The sequence below is a fragment of the Streptomyces sp. H27-H1 genome (assembly GCF_026627445.1).
GTDB lineage: Bacteria > Actinomycetota > Actinomycetes > Streptomycetales > Streptomycetaceae > Streptomyces.
Window position 1 is genome coordinate 1 of the sequence record NZ_JAPNLJ010000163.1, and the last position, 775, is coordinate 775.

The 775-nt window shown below is 65.9% G+C and carries 1 protein-coding gene; it reads left to right on the forward strand.

What is annotated here, in order from left to right; genetic code table 11:
- On the forward strand, positions 1-735 hold a 735-nt coding region (locus OTB20_RS42295; protein WP_267825199.1), incomplete at its 5' end, for an IS256 family transposase.
- Positions 736-775 lie beyond the last annotated feature (40 nt).

Genomic DNA, 775 nt, shown 5'->3' on the forward strand with positions numbered 1-775 from the left:
GATCACAAGATCGTCGACAGAACCAAGGTCCGCGACGGTCAGGTGGCAAACAGGCCGATCTACGTTGCCCTCGCGGTGACCGTCGACGGCACCCGCGACATCCTCGGACTCTGGGCCGGCGACGGCGGCGAGGGGGCCAAGTACTGGCTCCAGGTCCTCACCGAAATCAAGAATCGCGGCGTCGAGGACGTGTGCATGGTCGTCTGCGACGGCCTGAAGGGCCTGCCCGACGCGATCGGCACGGTCTGGCCGCAGGCGATCACGCAGACTTGTGTGGTTCACCTGATGCGGGCGTCGTTCCGCTACGCGGCCCGCCAGGACTGGGACAAAATCTCCCGCTCACTCAAGCCGATCTACACCGCGCCGACGGCGAAGGCCGCCGAGGACCGCCTCCTGGAGTTCCAGGAGGAGTGGGGCGCCAAGTACCCGGCGATCGTGCGGCTCTGGGAGAACGCCTGGGCCGAGTTCGTGCCGTTCCTGCAGTTTGACACGGAGATCCGCCGGATCGTCTGCACGACGAACGCCATCGAGTCGGTCAACGCGCGCATACGCAAGGCTGTCCGAGCCCGCGGACACTTCCCGAACGAGGCAGCCGCGCTGAAGTGCGTCTACATGGCCGTCATGAGCCTGGACCCCACCGGCCAGGGACGCAAACGCTGGACCATGCGATGGAAGCCCGCACTCCAGGCCTTCGACATCGCCTTCGACGGCCGACTCTCCGTCGGCCGCCGTTAACTCACATCAGTCGAGTTACACCGCTGGCTGTACAGACCCC